Here is a 17,772-nt window from a genome sequence, read left to right on the forward strand (position 1 = left end):
CTTTATTAAAATTTAACACTTAATCCCAATTGCGTTGTTACAGATGCCGGACGGTTTACCCCAAAAGGAGAAGCGGCCCATTCTGGATCATATCCATCAAAATCTGTAAATACAAATGGATCTAAAACATTTACATAAATTCTCAAATTACTGATTTTAAGTCTTTTCAATAATTCTGAATTTAGTGTATAACCTAAAGATATATTTTTGATTTTTACGTAAGAAACATCTCTGTAGTACCCAAATAAAGAAGTCCAGTAAGCTCCCGCACCCGTTGCAACCGGTCCCGGTCTTGGGTTTGTGTTATTGGCATTGGCTTCGATACCTGTATCGTTTGTTGGAATAAAATAATCCATTGCCAGTTTTTGACGTCCTCTGTCACTTACATCAGCAAAGTTTTGGTGAAATGTACTTAGAACTGTTTGTCCCTGACTTGTCAAAACTGAAAAATTGAAATCAAAATTACCAACAGTCAGTTTAGAATATAAACTTCCCTGCCAATCCGGATTTGCGTTTCCAATTACCGTTCTGTCATCCTGATTAAATTTTCCGTCGCCATTTAAATCTTTTGGTCTTGCCTGCCCCGGAGCTTGCCCGTAAGATGCTGCACGTGATGCTTCGCTTTCCTGCCAAACACCATCGTAAACGTAGTTGTAATTTGGATTTAGTTCTGAACCCAGAATTAATTTATTTCCGATATCACTAACTTTATCCTGATTGTAAATTGACTCTAATTTGTTTACGTTTTTAGTAAAAGTAAAAGTCGTTTCCCAATTTACATTTTCGCTTTTAATGTTCTTTGTAGTTAATAAAACCTCGACACCTTTATTACTTACAGAACCAACGTTTGCAAAAGTATTTTTCCAGCCGCTTTCTGCAGGCAATTGCTGTTTGTAAATTAATTTATCTGATAATCTGTCGTAAACATCAACACTTCCTGAAATTCTATTTTTTAAGAAACCGAAATCAAGACCAAAGTTTAGTTCTCGTGTTTTTTCCCAGGTTAAATCCTGATTTGCCAGATTTTCTGACTGCCAGCCCGAAACTACATTTGCTCCGTTTGCATAAAAAGTCTGCTGATTTAATAAAGCCTGAGAAGTGTAAGGTGCTACGTTGTCGTTTCCTGTATAACCTAAACTCGCACGAAGTTTTAAATCTGAAATTACATTACTGTTTGCTAAGAAAGATTCCTTGCTGATTTTCCATCCTAAAGCTACAGAAGGAAAACTCTGCCATTTATTTCCTTCTGATAAAACAGATGAACCGTCCCATCTTGAAGAAGCTGTCAATAAATATTTGTCTTTAAACGTATAATTTAAACGAACGGCGTAAGAACTTAAAGTATTTTTTTGATATCCTGAACTGATATTATAACTGGTTTGAACTCCAGATCCCATATTGTTTGATCCCGTATCAAAAGGCTGATTATTAGAATATAAATACGAAGTTTCATCAACATTTGAATACAAACTCTGCAATAATAAAACGCTGAAATCGTGAACTTCGGCAAAAGTATGTTTCAAGTCAACTTGATTATCCCAAGTATAATTGAAGTTGTTGAAGTTTTTTATGGATGCCGAATTTTTTCCGTTTAAGGTAACTCCGGCATTTGACTGTGCGCCATACGCGGCACTTGTAACCGTATTTTCTATTCCGGCAGAAAAAGTGGTTTTAAACGAAAGCCATTTTAAAGCCTGATATTGAAAGAAAACATTTCCAATCGTCTGCCATGTTTTTTCTGTTTGAGAAGAATTAGCAATTTCCATTAACGGGTTTACCGCACTAGTTTTATTAATTGCCCAGGAACCATCAGGATAAGTTAGTTTTCCCGGAAGGAAAAACAACGTTCCTACTTTTTCATTTCCAGCAGCGTCAACTGCCCACGGCGACATTAATGGACTAAGCCTAAAAGCGTCCTGCATCGCTAAATCACTTCCTAACTGCGTGTCAACACGAGCAATTGTAACGTTGGCACCCGTTGTAAATTTGTCGTTTATTTTATGATTTAATCCTAATTTAAAAGAATATTTATCTGTTCCGTCATTATCAATAAGTCCTTCATCGCTTTGAATCCCGAATCCTAAATTGTAGCTCAACCCAGAATCTGAACGACCTGTAACATTTAAGTAATTATTTTGTGTCATTCCTGTTTTTAGAACCGCATCGGCCCAGTCAAAATTGTAACCGTTGTTGGCTCTTGAAACTAATAGCGGACTTTGATTTCCGGCCAAAGCTGCAAGCTGGGCAGGAGTCTGCGTTGCCGGAGTTGCGCTCATATAAGCAACCTGGTGAAATTTCCACCATTCTTCACCGCTCATCATTTTTGGTAATCTTGCCGCTGTTTTTGTTCCGTAAGAAGAATCAAAAGTTACATTGATTCCGGATTTTACATTGGCACCGCTTTTTGTTGTAACAATAATAACACCGCTGGCTCCTCTTGAACCGTAAATTGCTGCAGAAGAAGCATCTTTTAAAACGTCCATTCTGGCAATATCCTGCGGATTCAAAAAGTCAATATTGTCAACAGGAACGCCATCAACAACATATAAAGGAGACGATCCTACTAAAGAGTTATTTCCTCTAATAACGACTTTAAATCCGTCACCGGAACGTCCTGAAGTTGACGAAATCGTAACTCCGGGTGTACTTCCCTGAATGGCTTCAAGTGCACTGGTTGTATTTCTTTCCGTAATTGTTGCCGCGCTGATGGTGCTTACAGATCCTGTAAGGTCTGTTTTCTTTACAGAACCGTATCCCACAACTACAACTTCGTTTAATGAATTTGATTGTTCTGCAAGGCTTACATCAATTCTTGTTTTTCCGGCAACGCTTACTTCCTGCGTTTGAAAACCTAAATAGCTTATTATTAAAACAGCTTTGCTATTGGTTACGTTTATTTTAAAACTTCCTTCAAAATCTGTCGAAGTTCCGTTTTTAGTTCCTTTTTCCTGGATATTAACGCCTGGAAGCGATAATCCTGAAGCATCTGTAATTTTTCCTTCTATTGTTGTAGACTGTGCGTTTATCGTATTGCACAGCAGGAAATTCAGGAAAAATAAAAATACAAGGTTGTATTTTGTTTTTTTCTTTAATGGTTGTTTAATTTTCATAAGTGGTTTCGTGGTTTGGTTAAATGTTATAGTTATTAGTTTTTATTTGTTTACTTTTTTTCCATTGATATAAGTGTTTATAAAATTGATATTCTTTACGTTTTTTAATGAATAAACTGAGTCAGCTTTTTCGATTTTTACATTTTTCAGCGTAATATTTTCTACCGGAGATTCTGCATAACCTTCTGCCAAAACGCCAAATTTTCCGCTGTTTTTTACTGTAATATTTTCAAGGTTTATATTTCGTACTGTTGGTATAAAATTTCCCGTTTGGGAGCCATACACGTTATAAAACATGGTTACGAGTAAAACACATTCTTTTACAGTTCCTACTTCAAGGTTTCTAACAAAAATATTTTCAATTACGCCTCCTCTTTTTGAATTGGTTTTGATGCGAATGGCACGATCTAAGTTTGGACTGTCCATTATACAATTCTCAACAAACACATTATTCACTCCGGCCGAAATCTCGCTCCCAATTACAACTCCGCCATGACCGTCGATCATTTTACAGTTTTGAACAATGATGTTTTTACTCGGGATCGCTACTCTTCTTCCGTCGGCGTCACGTCCGGCTTTAATGGCAATGCAGTCATCGCCCGTATTGAAAGTGCAGTTTTTGATTATTACATTTTGAGAATATTCAGGATCGCAGCCATCGTTGTTTGGTCCGTGGCTGTTTACTGTTACGCCGTCAATAAGAATGTTATTGGTTTTTATAGGATGAAGAATCCAAAAAGGAGAATTGATAACCGTTATATCTTTTACCAAAACAGTATTACATTCAAAAAACTCGATAAAGTTGGGACGCAGATATCTTCCTTCTCCAAAAATTCTTTCTGAAACCGGAATATTTTTCTCAGCCATATCAACTAAAACTTCACGGTTTGCTGGGTCATTTTGAGACGGAATTCCTTTTTTCCAGCCGTATCCTTTTCCGCCAGACCAAATCCACCAGTTGGTGCTGTCTGCCTGACCGTTTAAAATTCCTTTTCCGGTAACGGCAACATTTGTTTTGTTTTTCGCATAAATAAGCGGGGAATAATTCATTACTTCTGTTCCTTCCCACGAAGTATGAACGATTGGATAATCTTTTGGATTTAAACTGAAAAGAATTTCGGCATGATCTTCTAAATGCAGGTTTACGTTACTTTCTAAATGAATCGCTCCGGTTAAGTATTTTCCATTCGGAACCAGCACTTTTCCGCCGCCATTTTCAGCACAGGTTTTAATGGCTTTTTCAAATGCCAAAGTGTTTAAAGTTTTGCCATCTGCAACAGCACCAAAATCGTTTATATTATAGGTTTTATCCTGAAATTTTGTTTGGGGAAGACTTTTTATAGTCAACTCCATGTTTTTCCACGGATCAGATTCAGAGGCACTAGCAACTTTTTTAGCACAGGATATAGTCAAAACAACCATTATACTGGCAAAAACAATTGATTTATACGCTATAACCTTGTTTATAATCATTTTTGTAGAATTTCAGGTAAACATTGAAAAATCATGAATATTCATGTAATCGATTACACGAAAGTAGAAAATATGTTCCATCCAACCAAATTTATTTAGAAATTTATTATATTTTTAATTTTTATTAAGAATTATAATTACATTTAATGCAAAAATTATTGTAATTTATTATCATTGTAAAATAAAAAACGTTGTAGTAATTCGTTACGGTAATCGATAACATTAAATATTAGGTTATCTAAAAAAAATGTATTTTTGTCTAAGAATTTAACTTGTAAAAACCCTTTTTAATGAGCGAAAAAGTAACCATTTATGATATTGCCGAAAAATTAAATATCACTGCAGCTACTGTTTCCAGAGCGTTGAATAACAACCCGAAGATCAAAGAAAGCACTCGTGAGTTGGTTATTAAAACCGCTGCCTCAATGAACTACAAGCAAAACAAACTTGCTTTAGCATTAAAAAGCGGCCGAAGTAACAATATTGGCGTGATTGTACCGCGTATAGACAGTAACTTTTTTGCTTCTGTGATCAGGGGAATTGAAGAAGAACTGCACCCTCATGGTTATCAGGTAATTATTTGCCAGACGCATGAAAGCAAAAAAAGAGAAAACGAAAACTTATATACTTTAATTGATGCTCAGGTTGACGGAATTTTAATGTCTGTAACTGATGTAACTGACGAAAACGATGCTGCATTTCAGTATGTACTTCAAAAAAACGTTCCGTTGATTTTCTTTGACAGAAGCAAACATATTGAAGGTGTAAGCTCTGTAACCATAAACGACTTTAGAGGCGGTTATTTAACGACCAAACATTTAATTAATGAAGGCTGTAGAAAAATTGCACATTTTTCTGGAGATCAGTCACTGGAAATCTTTAAAAACAGGTTTTTAGGCTACAAACAAGCTTTGCTGGATCACGGAATTGATTTTAAGGAAGAATATGTAATTTATACAAAAAGTGCCGTTGAAGCCGGAAAAGAAGCAGTTGATAAACTTTTACAATTAGAAACACCGCCGGATGCTATATTTTCTGCGAGTGATTTTGCTGCATTAGGTGCCATTCAGGAATTGAAAGAAAGAAATATCAGTATCCCGAAAGAGTTTTGTGTAGCTGGTTTCAGTAATGAACCTTTCACCAAATTCATGGAATTATCAATAACTTCTGTAGATCAGTCACCTCTTGAAATGGGAAAAATGTCCGCGCGCGTTTTCTTAGAACAAGTTGACAAAACAGAAACCATTAAAATAGAAAAAAAGGTAGTTCTCGCACCAGAACTACATATCCGCAAATCATCATCAAGAAGCACCTTTTAGGTTTTTAAACCATATAAGTTATATAAGTAAATTTAAGTTTGCTTTTAATATAACAATAAAAAAAGCAGCTCTTATGGAGCTGCTTTTTTATTCTAAGTATAATCTAAAATGAACTTATATAACTTATATGGTTTAAAAAGAAAGACGCACTGCTGTGCGTCTCTACATGCGTCTCTACATATAAACCTTTGTCACTTTGTATCTCTGTACCTTTGTAACTAAAACCTAAAGCGATACTCCTCTTTTCCAAGGGATGAAGTCGTTTTGGTTTAATAACGCTGCTTTGGTTTTGATTGTTCCGCTGGCAACATCAATAATAAACTCTAACATTTCATCTGCCATTTCATCGATTGATTTTTCTCCGGTGATGATTCCTCCGGTGTCAATATCGATAATGTCCGACATTTTGTTTGCTAATTGTGTATTAGAAGAAATCTTAACAACCGGAGCGATTGGGTTTCCTGTTGGTGTTCCTAAACCTGTTGTAAACAATACCATGTTTGCTCCAGAACCCACCATTGCCGTTGTACATTCTACGTCGTTTCCTGGCGTACAAAGCAAAGTTAAACCCGGTTTAGTGATATATTCACCATAATCAAAAACTCCTGTAATAGGTGAAGTTCCACCTTTTTTAGCCGCTCCTGCAGATTTCATAGCATCGGTAATTAAACCGTCTTTAATGTTACCCGGCGACGGATTCATATCAAATCCTGAACCAGCATCTACAACTGTTTTTTCATACCATTGCATTAAGTCTAAGAAACGTTTTCCGCCTTCGTCTTCAACACATCTGTTTACTAATTCCTGCTCCACTCCACATAATTCAGGGAATTCAGAAAGAATGGTAGTTCCGCCTAAAGCAGCTAGTAAATCTGAAGTTACACCTAAAGTTGGGTTTGCAGAAATTCCAGAGAATCCGTCAGATCCACCGCACTCTAAACCAATTCTAAGTTTAGATAATGGAGCTGGTTCTCTTTTTATTTCGTTTGCTTTTTTAATCGCTTCAAAAGTGTCTTTTACAACACTGCTCAACATCGCTTCGATAGTTCCGATAGACTGCTGATCGTAAATTAAAACAGGTTTTTTACTGTTTGGATTTATGGCATCAAGAGCATCTTTGAAGATTTGAATTTGAAGATTTTGACATCCTAAACTCAAAACAGTTGCTCCGGCAACGTTTGGATTGTTTACATAACCCGCCAAAAGTTTAGCCAGACTATGAGAATCCTGGCGAATTCCGCCGCAGCCTCCTTGGTGTGTAATGAATTTTACTTCAATATTATTGAATAAGTTAGCATCGTTTGAAGCTTCCTGATTTCCGGCACCGCCAGTTTCTGATTTCACTAAAGAACGCAATAACAATTGGTAATCATTTTCTTTAGGTTTCATTAATTCTTTCTCAAAAATATCTTTTAAGATTTCGATGTTTCTGTTTTCACAAAATACTAACGGGAAGAACAACCAAACATTTTCAGTTCCAACTTGTCCGTCTTCTCTGTGATATCCTTGCCAGGTTCTGTCTTTCCATTTGTCAACATTTGGAGCAGTCCAGCCAATCGTTTCTGTTTTACCAGTAACTTTATCACTTTCGTGTTTTACATTTTCAGTAGAAAGCAATCCTCCTCTTTCGATTCTTGCACTAGCTTTCCCTACTAAAACTCCGTACATAATGATCCTGTCCCCTACATTAAAAGGAACCATTGCAATCTTATGTTTCATTTTTACATCTGTCTCAATCGTAACTGATTCTCCTTCGAAATCAATTACTTCGCCAGCTGTAAGATCCACCAAAGCAACAGCGACATTGTCGGTTGGGTGAACTTTTATCAATTTTTTCTGCGCTGCCATAATCCTTATTCTTTTTGCTTTTTGTTTTTTTTTTTGCTTTTCTTTTATTTTATTCTTTCCTGAAACTTGGCAAAACCAGCTTCAATTCCATTTGCATCAATTTCTTCTAAGGCAATTGTAATCGCTTTTGTTAATCCCGGAATTTCAGTTAAATCTTCATCCCAAAAACTTTTGTTTTGCAAAGTCAATCTCGCTATTTTTTCATAATCATCTGATTTCCATAAACCGTCAAAAAACGAAACGATATCTTCACTATCATTTATCGGTAAACTTTGTCCGTTCCAGGTTCCTTTGTAGAAACGAATTAAAGCGGCAAATGCAAAAGTTAAATGAACCGGAAGTGTTTTGTGAATATCAACATATCCTGTTAAACTTGGTAAAACACGAACTTTAAATTTCGAAATTGAATTTAAAGCAATTGATGATAATAAGTGCTTGATAAACGGATTTCTAAAACGGTCTAAAATTTCTTCAGAGAAACTTGCCAATTCTTGTTTATCCATGTTTAAGGTTTCGTTGATTTCCTCAAAAACAGCTTTGTTAATAAATTCTCCTGTAAAAGCATTATCAACGGTTTCTTTTACAGTTTCGTTTCCGTAAAGTAATGAAAACGGCACCATTGCAGTGTGCGCTCCATTTAAAATTCTTACCTTACGTGTTCTGTAAGGCTGCATATCTTCTACAATTTTTACATCTAAATCTGTTTTTTCAAACGGAAGTTTTGCTTTCAATTCATCATCTCCTTCAATAACCCATAAAAAGAAACTTTCTGCACTTACAATTAAATCATCTTTGTATTCTAACTGAATGTTGTATTCTTCAATTTGATCTTTTGGATATCCCGGAACGATTCTGTCAACTAATGTATTGTGGAATGAACAGCTGTTTAAAAGCCACGAAACAAAGTCCTGACCTAATTTCCAGTCTGTACAATATTTTAAAATAACTTCTTTTAAAGTATCTGAATTATAATTAATTAACTCACAAGGAATGATTGTTAATCCTTTATCAGCTGCACCATTAAAATGTTTAAATCTTTCATGCAAAAGTACGGTTAATTTTGCTGGGAAAGATACAGGAGGCTGCATTGTAGGCAAGTCTGAAGCGATGTACTCGATACCTGCTTCTGTTGTGTTTGATATAATAAAAGCCAGTTCTTCTTCTTTGGCTAAAGCCAGATATTCATTGAAAGAAGCATAAGGATCAACTGCTTTTACAATATTTGTTATCAGTTCTTTTTCCTGAATTTCCTCGCCTTTTTTTACACCTTTCATAAACAAAGTGTATAAACCATCCTGCGCATTGATCATATTCACCAACCCTTTATCAATAGGCTGAACAACAGCGATTCCGGCATTAAAATCTGCATTTTGGTTTAATTTCTGAATAGCGTATTCTACAAAAGCTCTTAAGAAATTACCTTCTCCAAATTGAACTATTTTAATAGGAAGCCTGTTTGAAAACTCTGAATTTGATCTGTTAATTTTTTCCATTTTAATTTTTGCTTTAAAGTGTTTTAAATAACCACTTAATACCTTATTGACATTTTAATACATTGTAAATGAAACATTACACTCGTAATTAAAATAGATCTTGCTGTGAGGAGTGACAAGATTTATTTTTCAAGCGTAATGCTCAATTACAATCTCTAAAATCTAAAAAAAACGCATAAATAAGGATTGGCATGATTACTCCTTATTTATTTTCTAATATCTTTTATAATGTCAAGAACCTGTTTAACCTTAGCTGTTAAACCATCAAAATCTTTATTATCTAATATATCTTTTGAAATCAACTGCGATCCTAAACCAACACAAGTTGCTCCTGCGTTTAGCCATGAACTTAAACTTTCAACTGTTGGATAAACACCTCCTGTAGGCATAATGTTTGTCCAGGGACAAGGTCCTTTTATGGCTTTGATAAATTCTGGTCCGTAAATGTCAGCAGGAAATAGTTTTACAATTTCACAGCCTAATTCTTCTGCTCTTGCAATTTCAGTAAGTGTGCCGCAGCCTGGCGACCAAAGTACTTTACGGCGGTTACAAGCAATTGCAATATCTTCTCTAAATACCGGAGTTACAATAAAATTGGCTCCTAAACTCATATACAATGAAGCTGCAGCAGCATCTGTAACAGAACCAACCCCCAAGATCATTCCCGGTAATTCTGCTAAAGCATATTTATTTAAAGCTCCAAAAACTTCATGTGCAAAGTCGCCTCTGCTGGTAAATTCCATTAATCTGGAACCTCCGTCATAACAAGCCTTTAAAACTTTTTTACTTAATTCAATATCCGAATGAAAAAACAACGGTACCATTCCGTTATCCTTCATTGTCTGCGTAACCTCTATTCTTGAATATTTTGCCATATCTCTAATTAATTATCTTGATACTAATGCAGAACCATCACCATCAATCATATTTTCAACTTCTTTTAAAGTAACCAAATTGTAATCGCCGGCAATTGTGTGTTTTAAACAGCAAGCTGCCACTGCAAAATCTAATGCTCTCTGGTTATTATTTTGATATTCTAACAATCCGTAAATCAATCCGCCCATAAAAGCATCACCGCTTCCAACTCTGTCTACAACTGGTGTAACTTCTTTTACAGCTGCCTGATAAATTGTTTTTCCGTCAAACAAAACACCGCCAATTCTTTGGTGCGATGCACTTACAGAATAACGAAGTGTTGTTGCAGCGATTTTTAAATTTGGAATTAATTCAAACAACTTTGAGTATAAAACCGGAAGCGATTCCTGATCCTGATAATTAGGGTTTTCTTTTGGAATTCCTAACATAAAATATGCGGTATCAATGTCGCCTAAAATAACATTACAATATTGTAACATTTCCGGCATTACTTCGCTTGGCGTTTTGCCATACTGCCACAATTTTGATCTGTAATTTAAGTCGCAGGAAATTTTTATTCCCAATTTGTGAGCTGTTTTAATAGCTTCTAAACAAGCTTCTGCAGCGGTTTGAGAAATAGCCGGAGTTATACCACTCCAATGAAACCATTCTGCACCTTCTAAAACTTTTTCCCAGTTTATCTGGCCTTTTTCAATAGTTGCCATTGCACTGTGAGCACGATCGTAAACTACGTTACTTCCGCGTGTTCCTGCTCCGGTTTCCAGAAAATAGATTCCTAAACGTTCTCCTCCATAAACAATGCTTTTGGTCTCGACGTTCATTTTTCGCATTTCTTTTAATGCTGATGAACCAATTTCATTTTCGGGTAATCTTGTAACAAATTCGGCATTTACACCATAATTAGCTAAAGAAACACACACATTAAATTCTCCTCCTCCGTACGTAGCACCAAATGCTGTAGATTGCGAAAAACGTAAATGTCTTTCTGTCGATAAACGCAGCATGATTTCTCCAAATGCAACTACTCTACTCATATTATTTTTTTTGCCACAGATTATAATGATTAAAAGGATTTTAAGCCTGAACGCTAAAATTCTTTCTTCTTTCTTCTCTTTTTCTAAATTAAAATTTGAAATATTCTTTTGCGTTGTTATATGAAATGTCGGCAACTAATTTTCCAATCCATTCCATATCGTTTGGAAGTTCTCCGCGTTTGATTTCATCTCCTAAAAGATTACATAAAATACGTCTGAAATATTCGTGTCTTGGGAACGATAAGAAACTTCTTGAATCTGTCAGCATTCCAACAAAACAGCTGATTAATCCCATATTTGAAAGCGCATTTAACTGCTTTGTCATTCCGTCTTTTTGATCTAAAAACCACCATCCTGAACCAAATTGTACTTTTCCGCGAACGCTTCCGTCATTGAAATTTCCAATCATCGTTGCCATAACTTCGTTATCAGCCGGATTTAGATTATAAATAATAGTTTTAGACAATTTATCTTTGCTGTCCAATGCATTTAAAAAGCTTGACAGTTTTTGTGCCTGCGGATAATCTCCAATAGAATCCCATCCTGTATCAGGACCTAAAATTCTGTGCATACGTGCATTGTTGTTACGCAAAGCACCTAAGTGAAACTGCTGTACCCATCCAAATTCATGATAAGTTTCAGATAAAAACAATAGAACAGCACTTTGGAATTTTAAAGCTTCTTCTGAAGACAGAATTCTGTTTTCTCTTTTCTTTTTGAAAATTGAATTTATTTCAGATTCTGTAAATTGTTCAAAATAAATCTGATCTAAACCGTGGTCACTTAATTTACAGCCGTTTGCATTAAAGAATTCAATTCTGTTTCTTAATGCGGTTTGTAAATCAGCATAAGTATTAATTGCAACTCCGGACACATCCCCTAATGTGTCCAGATATGCATTATAACCATCATTAGCAATTAAGATGGCTTTATCAGGTCTGAAAGCCGTACTCATTTTAGTTCCAATTGGATTTTTTGCCAGTTTTTGGTGAAACTCTAAACTGTCAATTGGATCTTCGGTAGTACAAACTAATTCAGCGTTTACTTTTTTAAGAAGGTTTTGTGTGCTGTAAGCCTGAGAATTTATTTTCTCAGTCGTTTCGATATAGATTTTCTCTGCATTTTTTTCATTCAGCAAATCATAAATATCAAAATAGCGCGCTAATTCTAAATGTGTCCAGTGGTACAAAGGATTACGCATTGTGTACGGAACTGTTTTTGCCCAGTTTAAGAACTTATCTTTATCTGAACCATTTCCGGTTACAAACTGCTCGTTGATTCCTAATGTACGCATGGCGCGCCATTTATAGTGATCTCCATTAATCCATACATTTGTAATGTTATCAAAAATCTTGTCTTCGGCAATAAACTGCGGATTTAGGTGATTATGATAATCAATAATTGGCTGATTTTTAGAGTAATTGTGATACAACTCTTCAGCATATTTATTTTCTAACAGAAAATTATCGTGTATGAATGTCTGATTCGCGCTCATGTCTTTTTAAAATATATTTTGAGAATTATTCTTCGTTTGAAGGTTTTCCTATTGTCGCCAGGATTCCGCCGTCAACATATAAAATGTGACCGTTTACAAAATCACTCGCTTTTGAGGATAAAAATATTGCTGCTCCGGCTAAATCACCTGGGTCTCCCCATTTTGCAGCAGGAGTTCTGCTAATGATAAAATCGTTAAACGGATGTCCGTCAACTCTAATTGGTTTTGTTTGTTCTGTTGCAAAATATCCCGGCCCGATTCCGTTGATCTGCACATTGTATTTTGCCCATTCTGTTGCCATGTTTTTCGTCAGCATTTTTAAACCGCCTTTTGCAGCAGCATATGCCGAAACTGTATTTCTTCCCAACTCACTCATCATCGAGCAAATGTTGATGATTTTCCCTTGTCTTCTTTCAATCATTCCTTTTGCCACATGCTTAGAAACAATAAACGGACTTACTAAATCAATATCGATTACTTCTCTAAAATCAGCAACTTCCATTTCAAGAAGCGGAATTCTTTTAATAATTCCTGCGTTGTTAATTAAAATATCGATTGGTCCAACTTCGCTTTCAATTTTGGCAACTGCAGCTTTTACTTCCTGCTCTTCGGTTACATTAAATTTATAACCAACCGCATTGATTCCTTCACTTTTAAGTGCCGCTAGAGCATCGTCAATTTTTTGTTGAGATGAATTTCCGTTCACCACAATTGTTGCTCCGGCTTCTCCAAGTCCTTTTGCCATTGCCATTCCCAGTCCGTGTGTACTTCCTGTAATAAGGGCAACTTTTCCATTTATATCAAATAAGTTTGTCATTTTCTTATCTTAAATCAGTGATTTTACAAACATCCATATCTCCGTAATCTAAGTTTTCACCCGCCATTCCCCAGATAAAAGTATAATTGCTGGTTCCTGAACCTGAGTGAATTGACCAAGGCGGAGAAATTACTGCCTGATGATTGTTCATCCAAATGTGTCTTGTTTCCTGCGGCTGTCCCATGAAGTGACAAACGGCTTGGTTTTCTGGAATATCTAAATAAAAATAAACTTCCATTCTACGATCGTGAACGTGTGCCGGCATTGTATTCCAAACACTTCCCGGTCTTAATTCCGTCATTCCCATTTGTAATTGACAGGTTGTTACAACGCTTCCAATAATCATTTGGTTTACCGTACGGTGATTTGCCGTTTCCATCGTACCTAATTCTAATTTATTGGCTTCTGCCAAGCTTACTTTTACCGTTGGGTAAGTTGTGTGAGCCGGTGCAGAATTGATGTAAAATTTAGCCGGATTTTTGCTGTCGGCACTTTTAAAGATTACTTCTTTATTTCCGCTTCCAATGTATAAAGCATCTTTAAAACCTAATTCATAAGATGTTCCTTCCACTACTACAGAACCGCTTCCTCCAACATTAATAATTCCTATTTCTCTTCTTTCTAAAAAATACGGCGCTTTAAGCGGATCGATTGTTTCCAGCGCTAAATCGCCTTTTACAGGAACTGCAGAACCTGCAATGTATCTGTCGTAATGCGAATAAACCAATACAACTTCATCTTCCTGCATTAAATCATCAATTAAGAATTCTTCTCTTAACTGCTGTGTGTCGTATTTTTTAACTGCTTCTGGGCTTGACGCGTATCTTGAGCTATATTTTGTCATAATTTTATTTTAATGTAATCGATTGCACAAATTTAATTTTTTATATTGAAAAAAGCATAATTCCAACTAAAAAATATTTCAATAATGCTAAATTACAGATTTGTAATTGGACTATACTTAGGAACTAAAGTTTTCATTACTGTCCAGCCAATTAAATAACAAACAGCACAAATCGAGAAAATAATCATATAGCCTGTATTGATTCCGTCAGAAATTACGGCTCCGCTTTTCTCTAATTCTTTAAAGAAAGTTTCCGGAATAGGCTGAGTTACAAATTGCGGGAATTTCTCTAAAAACGGCTGTCCGTTTACGGTTGTCAATGTTTTATGTGTATAATCGAACAATAACCCTGAACCTTTATTAATCAAAGTAGAACCTAAACCTCCTGCTAAACCTCCAATTCCTGTAATGGTTGCAATTGCTTTTTTAGGAAACATATCTCCAACCGTTGTAAATATATTTGCAGACCATGATTGGTGTGCTGCACCAGCGATTCCGATAATAATGATAGGAGCCCAATAACTGATATATCCTAAAGGCTGTGCGACTAAAGCTAATAGTGGAAAAAATGCAAAAATCAGCATCGCTCTCATTCTTCCTTCGTAAGGGTTCATTCCTTTCTTTTCCACAAAATAAGTTGGAAGCCATCCGCCAATAATCGATAGTAAAGTAATCATATACAAAACAAATAATGGCAATGCAGCTTCTGTAGAATCCATGTGGTATACAGAACTTAAGTAAGCCGGGGTCCAGAATAAAAAGAACCACCAAACACCATCTGTCATGAATTTACCAAAAGCAAAAGCCCAGGTTTGTTTGAATTTTAAACATTCTATAAAAGATACTTTTGAAGTTGTTTCTGGAACGTAACCTACTAATTTACTGTCTGCAATATCATCTTGCTGAATATAAGCTAATTCTTCTGCGCTTACTCTTTTGTGTCTTTCTGGCTTATCATACATAAAAATCCAGAATCCCATCCAGATAAAACCTAATGCCCCGATGATAATAAATGCCATTTCCCATCCAAATGATTCTGCAATAAACGGAATTGAAATTGGAGCTGCCAATGCACCAACGGTTGCACCAGCGTTAAAAATACTGGTAGAAAAGGCACGGTCTTTTTTAGGAAAATATTCGGCAGTGGTTTTAATTGCTGCAGGAAAGTTTCCTGCTTCACCAACTGCTAAGATAAAACGGGCGAAAATGAATAATGTAACACTTACATTAATCACTTTTCCGGTATCGCTTAAACTGCTGATTATTTCTTTTGATCCTTCAAAACCAACCAACCAGTTGCCAGTTATAATTCCTGAAGTTGCAATTCCGCAAAAAGCGTGTAAACAGGCTCCTACAGACCAAATCCCAATAGCCCAAAGAAATCCTTTTTTAGTATCTAACCAATCTACAAATCGTCCTGCAAATAATAATGAAACAGCATAAAAAATAGAAAACAGCGCAGTAATGTTTCCGTAATCGTTGTTTGTCCAGTGAAACTCCGGTGCGATAAAATCACTCCAGGTTAACGAAAGAACTTGTCTGTCGAGGTAATTAATTGTGGTTGCAAAAAATAAAAGCGCACATATACTCCAACGATATTTTCCTGCGGATTTAATAGTTTGATTTACTGTAACAGCATCGGTTTGACTCATGATTGTGGTTATTATAGTTAGATTATTTAATTTTAAGATCCGTATACAAATGCATAATTTAAACACATTAGAATCAAGAGATTAAAATTATGGGATTGCAATAATGTAATCGATTGCACAAATATAGTTTTTAATCTTTATATTCCAAATAAATTATATATAAAATTATTTTCAGTACCAAATTTAAGACATTGCATAAAAAAAAGAACTCAAAATTACACATTAACCAATATATTTGTTAAAAGCCAATAGGTGAAATTTATCCGTATTTAGGGGTAAAATTGTCCCGGAATTTAATTCTCATGAAATTGTTTTTAATTACCTTTCATTTATTCAAATTCAAATTTATAAATCTGCCCGACCAAACAAGTAAACAATTGTAAAACAACTAATTAAATTTAACATTGAAAAATTCAAAAAAACAATATTTTAGAAAATCTGTATTTAGTTTTATCCTATTTGCAGGAGTATTATTCAATATAAAAGCGCAGAATCAGGTAATTCCGCTTTGGAATAAAATTCCGGATGAAATTAAAGCACCGGATTATAAAGAGAAAGAAGTCATAACTGACGGAAAAGTTCAAAGTACCAGTTTAGTTACAATTCCAACTTTAACGGCATTTTTCCCGAATGTAACAAAACCAAATCAGACTGCTGTAATTATTCTTCCCGGCGGAGGATATCAGCATTTGGCTATTGATAAGGAAGGAACAAAAGTGGCGCAATGGTTTAATAGTTTAGGAATTCCGGCTTTTGTATTGAAATACCGACTTCCGAGTGATTTAGTAATGAAAAATAAAAACGTAGGCCCATTGCAAGACGCTCAGGAAGCGATTCGCTACGTAAGACAAAATGCCGCAAAATGGAACATTGATCCTAATAAAATTGGAATTTTAGGCTTTTCTGCCGGCGGACATTTAGCTGCTACCCTATCCACTGATTATGATGATACAGTTTATGAATCTGCTTTTAAAGTAAGCGCCCGCCCCGATTTTTCTCTTCTAATTTATCCTGTAATTTCAATGCAAAATGATATTACGCACAAAGGTTCACAGATTAATTTACTGGGAAACAATCCTTCACAAGATTTAATAGACTCATTTTCAAACGAAAAGAAAGTTACCACACAAACACCTCCTGCTTTTTTAATTCATGCAACAGATGATACGGTCGTTTTACCCGAAAACAGTATCGATTATTATTTAGCTCTCAAAAAAAATGGTGTTACAGCGGAGTTACATTTATATGAAAAAGGTGGTCACGGTTTTGGTTTAGGCGTAAACGACACCAGCAAATATTGGACAAGAGATTGCCAGGAATGGTTAAAAGTAAACGGCTATAACTAAAACCAAAAAAGTATGAAACAAAAAAAAGGTTTTTAGAAGAGGCCAACCAATTAACCAAATCTAAAAACCTATAAAAAATTAGACATCTGTTGTATTATTTGCAAATTTCTACAAGTTACCCATGATAAAGTGAATATGTCAAATTTTTAAAAATTAAAAAAATTGTTTCTCCAAAAACAGTTTAACCGTTAAGATCTTTGAGGAATAATTTAAAAGGTAGTAAATCATTATCTCAATCTCAACAAGACAAATCTAATACAGCCTTTTGAAATCCCATTACGGGTTTCCCGTATATTTTTTTAAAAGTTGCTAAAGTTCTAAGATTCTGAGGTTCTAAGTTTTTTTAAAGCTTAGAACCTTTCTTATTCTAGGTTAAGTTAAAACCGCAATCAAACAAATAAATTTGCATAGTAAATTATAAGTTCTGTCAAAAACTGAAACAAATAGAAAAGAAAAAACTTAGAA

At 35.2% G+C, this 17,772-nt stretch carries 12 protein-coding genes; 2 read left to right on the top strand and 10 right to left on the bottom strand.

The genetic code is table 11. The features are described 5' to 3' along the window. Positions 1 to 5: 5 nt before the first annotated feature. Positions 6 to 3,110 (bottom strand): SusC/RagA family TonB-linked outer membrane protein, encoded by a 3,105-nt coding sequence (locus NLJ00_RS20980; protein WP_256635287.1) that lies wholly within the window; start codon positions 3,108 to 3,110, stop codon positions 6 to 8. A gap of 42 nt (positions 3,111 to 3,152) precedes the next feature. Then, positions 3,153 to 4,583: a glycoside hydrolase family 28 protein gene (locus tag NLJ00_RS20985; protein ID WP_256635288.1), complete on the bottom strand. Its 1,431-nt coding sequence runs from the start codon at positions 4,581 to 4,583 to the stop codon at positions 3,153 to 3,155. Positions 4,584 to 4,873: 290 nt separating this feature from the next. Between NLJ00_RS20985 and NLJ00_RS20990 the strand changes: the two genes are divergently transcribed. Beyond that, positions 4,874 to 5,902, top strand: a complete 1,029-nt coding sequence (locus NLJ00_RS20990; protein WP_053471997.1) for a LacI family DNA-binding transcriptional regulator — start codon at positions 4,874 to 4,876, stop codon at positions 5,900 to 5,902. A 225-nt stretch (positions 5,903 to 6,127) separates the two neighbouring features. Here the strand turns inward: NLJ00_RS20990 and NLJ00_RS20995 are convergent, their stop codons facing one another. The 8 genes from NLJ00_RS20995 to NLJ00_RS21030 all read right to left on the bottom strand — a co-directional run bounded on the left by NLJ00_RS20995 (position 6,128) and on the right by NLJ00_RS21030 (position 15,961). After that, complete coding sequence (locus tag NLJ00_RS20995; protein WP_256635289.1) at positions 6,128 to 7,750, bottom strand: UxaA family hydrolase; 1,623 nt, start codon at positions 7,748 to 7,750, stop codon at positions 6,128 to 6,130. A gap of 44 nt (positions 7,751 to 7,794) precedes the next feature. Beyond that, positions 7,795 to 9,243, bottom strand: a complete 1,449-nt coding sequence (locus NLJ00_RS21000; RefSeq protein ID WP_256635290.1) for a tagaturonate reductase — start codon at positions 9,241 to 9,243, stop codon at positions 7,795 to 7,797. Between the two features lie 206 nt (positions 9,244 to 9,449). After that, positions 9,450 to 10,118, bottom strand: coding sequence for a bifunctional 4-hydroxy-2-oxoglutarate aldolase/2-dehydro-3-deoxy-phosphogluconate aldolase (locus tag NLJ00_RS21005; protein ID WP_256635291.1), 669 nt, complete (start codon positions 10,116 to 10,118; stop codon positions 9,450 to 9,452). 12 nt (positions 10,119 to 10,130) lie between these two features. After that, the gene (locus NLJ00_RS21010) at positions 10,131 to 11,153 is read right to left on the bottom strand and encodes a sugar kinase (RefSeq protein WP_256635292.1); all 1,023 of its coding nucleotides are present in this window, start codon (positions 11,151 to 11,153) and stop codon (positions 10,131 to 10,133) included. 88 nt (positions 11,154 to 11,241) lie between these two features. Next, on the bottom strand, positions 11,242 to 12,648 hold the full coding sequence (gene uxaC / locus NLJ00_RS21015) for a glucuronate isomerase (protein WP_256635293.1): 1,407 nt from the start codon (positions 12,646 to 12,648) through the stop codon (positions 11,242 to 11,244). Positions 12,649 to 12,673: 25 nt separating this feature from the next. After that, positions 12,674 to 13,465, bottom strand: coding sequence for a gluconate 5-dehydrogenase (locus tag NLJ00_RS21020; protein ID WP_256635294.1), 792 nt, complete (start codon positions 13,463 to 13,465; stop codon positions 12,674 to 12,676). A 4-nt stretch (positions 13,466 to 13,469) separates the two neighbouring features. Next, positions 13,470 to 14,309, bottom strand: a complete 840-nt coding sequence (gene kduI / locus NLJ00_RS21025; RefSeq protein ID WP_256635295.1) for a 5-dehydro-4-deoxy-D-glucuronate isomerase — start codon at positions 14,307 to 14,309, stop codon at positions 13,470 to 13,472. 92 nt (positions 14,310 to 14,401) lie between these two features. Next, complete coding sequence (locus tag NLJ00_RS21030; RefSeq protein WP_256635296.1) at positions 14,402 to 15,961, bottom strand: MFS transporter; 1,560 nt, start codon at positions 15,959 to 15,961, stop codon at positions 14,402 to 14,404. A gap of 404 nt (positions 15,962 to 16,365) precedes the next feature. Here NLJ00_RS21030 and NLJ00_RS21035 point away from each other — a divergent pair, with 404 nt between their 5' ends. Beyond that, the gene (locus NLJ00_RS21035) at positions 16,366 to 17,307 is read left to right on the top strand and encodes an alpha/beta hydrolase (protein ID WP_256635297.1); all 942 of its coding nucleotides are present in this window, start codon (positions 16,366 to 16,368) and stop codon (positions 17,305 to 17,307) included. Positions 17,308 to 17,772 lie beyond the last annotated feature (465 nt).

Source organism: Flavobacterium panici (assembly GCF_024499525.1).
GTDB classification, from domain to species: Bacteria; Bacteroidota; Bacteroidia; order Flavobacteriales; family Flavobacteriaceae; genus Flavobacterium; species Flavobacterium panici.

What these genes read in the sequence shown, in the direction of transcription:
- NLJ00_RS21020 (WP_256635294.1), bottom strand. Translation starts at nt 13,465, where the DNA reads ATGACAAACTTATTTGATATAAATGGAAAAGTTGCCCTTATTACAGGA.
- NLJ00_RS20980 (WP_256635287.1), bottom strand. Translation starts at nt 3,110, where the DNA reads ATGAAAATTAAACAACCATTAAAGAAAAAAACAAAATACAACCTTGTA.
- uxaC (WP_256635293.1), bottom strand. Translation starts at nt 12,648, where the DNA reads ATGAGCGCGAATCAGACATTCATACACGATAATTTTCTGTTAGAAAAT.
- kduI (WP_256635295.1), bottom strand. Translation starts at nt 14,309, where the DNA reads ATGACAAAATATAGCTCAAGATACGCGTCAAGCCCAGAAGCAGTTAAA.
- NLJ00_RS20990 (WP_053471997.1), top strand. Translation starts at nt 4,874, where the DNA reads ATGAGCGAAAAAGTAACCATTTATGATATTGCCGAAAAATTAAATATC.
- NLJ00_RS20995 (WP_256635289.1), bottom strand. Translation starts at nt 7,750, where the DNA reads ATGGCAGCGCAGAAAAAATTGATAAAAGTTCACCCAACCGACAATGTC.
- NLJ00_RS20985 (WP_256635288.1), bottom strand. Translation starts at nt 4,583, where the DNA reads ATGATTATAAACAAGGTTATAGCGTATAAATCAATTGTTTTTGCCAGT.
- NLJ00_RS21010 (WP_256635292.1), bottom strand. Translation starts at nt 11,153, where the DNA reads ATGAGTAGAGTAGTTGCATTTGGAGAAATCATGCTGCGTTTATCGACA.
- NLJ00_RS21030 (WP_256635296.1), bottom strand. Translation starts at nt 15,961, where the DNA reads ATGAGTCAAACCGATGCTGTTACAGTAAATCAAACTATTAAATCCGCA.
- NLJ00_RS21000 (WP_256635290.1), bottom strand. Translation starts at nt 9,243, where the DNA reads ATGGAAAAAATTAACAGATCAAATTCAGAGTTTTCAAACAGGCTTCCT.
- NLJ00_RS21005 (WP_256635291.1), bottom strand. Translation starts at nt 10,118, where the DNA reads ATGGCAAAATATTCAAGAATAGAGGTTACGCAGACAATGAAGGATAAC.